Raw genomic sequence first — 2,559 nt, 5'->3', positions numbered from 1 at the left:
CTTAATAAGGGGGGGTTGGGGGGGGTAAATTTCCGATTTAGAAATATCCCAATTTTCTATTATTCCTGCCACATCGCGAACTACTTGAGTTACTTCGTGGGGTAAAGTGCCGCCGTTAGTATCGCAAAGCACCAGCCATTCTGCACCGGCATCCGCCGCCGCTGCTAAAGTTTGAAGAGCATAATCGGGATTGTGTTTGTAGCCGTCAAACCAGTGTTCGGCATCGTAAATAACGCGCCTTCCCTGACTCCGCAAATATTCAACGGTATCTCGAATCATCGCCAAATTTTCATCTAGGGTCGTTTTCAAACCTTCAATAACGTGCAAATCCCAGGACTTACCAAACAGCGTTACCCAGCGAGTACCGGCCGACAAAATAGGCTGCAACATTTCATCATTAGCTGCGGTTTTTCCCGGCCGCCTAGTGGAACAAAAAGCTACAACTTCTGCTTGAGTTAGTGGCTCTTCTTTGAGCCGCCAAAAAAACTGTACGTCTTTAGGATTAGCTCCCGGCCAGCCGCCTTCGATAAAGGGAATTCCTAAACTGTCTAACTGACGGGCAATTCGCAGTTTGTCTTCGAGAGATAGAGACAGTCCCTCGCACTGAGCGCCGTCTCGCAGTGTGGTATCGTAGATCCAGAGCCGATTTGTCATGGGGAGTTTGGAGAGAGAAATTGGTAATATATGACTTATTATATTAGATGAATTTATTTGAAATAAATGCGATAATATATAGGAAAATTAACATAAATCTAATTGGGGTAAATTGCTGTGGTTAAGGTACAAGCGCAAGGAAAAACATTTGAGTGCGATCGCGAATCGAATCTCCGTGAAGTTTTGCTCAAAAACGGCATCGATCTCTACAATGGTAACGCCAAAGTCATCAACTGCCACGGGCTAGGCACTTGCGGCACCTGCGCCGTCAGCATCGAGGGTGAAGTTTCCGAGCCCGAGTGGCGCGAAAAAGCCCGACTTTCGCTTCCTCCCCATTCTTCCGCATCGAACCGCCGTTTGTCCTGCCAAACTAAGGTTTTAGGCGATATTAAGGTGACAAAATATGATGGTTTTTGGGGCCAGGGCTCGGAAACTGTCTGGAAACCGCAAGCATAGATTTTTTGTGAAAAAAGGCCGATCGCCCGATCGGCTTGCAAGATAATATGTAAGACTTGCCCAAAAATTCTCAAGACATTTGCATTACCCAAGTCATAAACAATCTTAAAAAGCATCTGCGTTTATCTAATTTTGATCTGCGGTCAATAAAAAATACCCGAAGGCCCAGAGGTAAAACCAGCCAGAAAGTCCACATAAAAGTCAATGAATTCATCTCAAGATATTCTGATTATTGGCGGCGGAATCATCGGCCTTTCGCTAGCAGTTGAACTGAAGTTGCGAGGGGCATCTGTCGCCGTTCTCACCACCAATTCTAAACAACCGACGGCGCGGGCTGCTGCCGGAATGCTCGCCCCCCAAGCCGAACGAATTCCCCCCAGTCCGATGCTGGATTTGTGCTTGCAAAGTCGCGCCCTGTATGCAGCCTGGGTGGAACGGCTAGAAGAGATGACTGGATTGAAAACGGGATATTGGCGATCGGGAATTCTCGCGCCTGTGTGTAAAAATGAGTTTCAAGAACAGCCATTTTTGTCAAATCTGAACTCTCAATGGTTAGACAGAGATGCTGTTCGCCAGCAGCAGTTAGGATTGGGTGAAGAAGTAATTGGTGGTTGGTGGTATCCTGACGATGCTCAAGTAGACAACCGCGCTTTATTTCGGACACTTCAGACTGCAACCAAAGAATTGCAAATTAATATTATTCAAGGCAGTGCAGGGCAAATTATTAGGCAGCAAAATCGAATTTTTGGTGTTGAAACAACGGTAGGAAAATTGCAAGCTGACCGTTATGTTTTGGCGACAGGAGCTTGGTCTGAGCAGTTGTTAAATGTTCCTATTTTTCCCAGAAAGGGGCAAATGCTGTCGGTATGCGTCCCAGAAAATTGTGGAATCATTCAGCCGCTGCAAACAGTTTTATTCGGCACCGGTATTTATATTGTGCCGCGTCAAGATGGGAGAATTATTATTGGTGCAACTAGCGAAAATGTGGATTTTACTTCGGGAAATACTGCGGCGGGAATCCAAAGCTTGCTAGCAGGAGCTATGCAGTTATATCCAGAATTACAAAATTATCCAATTCTGGAGTTATGGTGGGGATTTCGGCCTGCTACGACTGATGAGTTGCCGATTTTGGGTGCTAGTGCTTGGGAGAATTTGACACTGGCGACGGGGCATTATCGCAACGGTATTTTGTTGGCTCCGGTGACGGCTAAATTGTTAGCTGATTTGATGTTGGAACAAAAGTTAGATCCGTTATTGCCTGCTTTTAATTATTCTAGATTTGCATTTTCCTGATTTATAAAGTCGGTTCGCAGGAACCGAATGCTGCGAACTTAATTGCTGTCAGCCGTTGTAATAACAATTTGATAAAGTAGCGCTACATATTACCCCCCCAACCCCCCCGAACTCGCGGGGGGGCTAAGACTTTATCTATAGCACATATGAAAGAAA

2 protein-coding genes and 1 pseudogene are annotated in these 2,559 nt (G+C 45.7%); 2 read left to right on the top strand and 1 reads right to left on the bottom strand.

Annotated elements, in window-relative coordinates:
- A pseudogene (locus tag AACV78_RS04360) lies at positions 1-654 on the bottom strand (citramalate synthase); the annotation flags it as partial.
- A gap of 117 nt (positions 655-771) precedes the next feature.
- On the opposite strand from AACV78_RS04360, the gene AACV78_RS04355 reads away from it, so the two are divergent.
- Entirely contained in the window at positions 772-1,110 is a 339-nt protein-coding gene (locus tag AACV78_RS04355) for a 2Fe-2S iron-sulfur cluster-binding protein (protein ID WP_194013118.1), read from the top strand.
- 204 nt (positions 1,111-1,314) lie between these two features.
- On the top strand, positions 1,315-2,403 hold the full coding sequence (thiO, locus tag AACV78_RS04350) for a glycine oxidase ThiO (RefSeq protein WP_194013119.1): 1,089 nt from the start codon (positions 1,315-1,317) through the stop codon (positions 2,401-2,403).
- Positions 2,404-2,559 lie beyond the last annotated feature (156 nt).

The organism is Tychonema sp. LEGE 07196, from assembly GCF_963890365.1.
Lineage (GTDB): Bacteria > Cyanobacteriota > Cyanobacteriia > Cyanobacteriales > Microcoleaceae > Microcoleus.
This window is presented reverse-complemented; position numbering and strand designations above follow the sequence as displayed.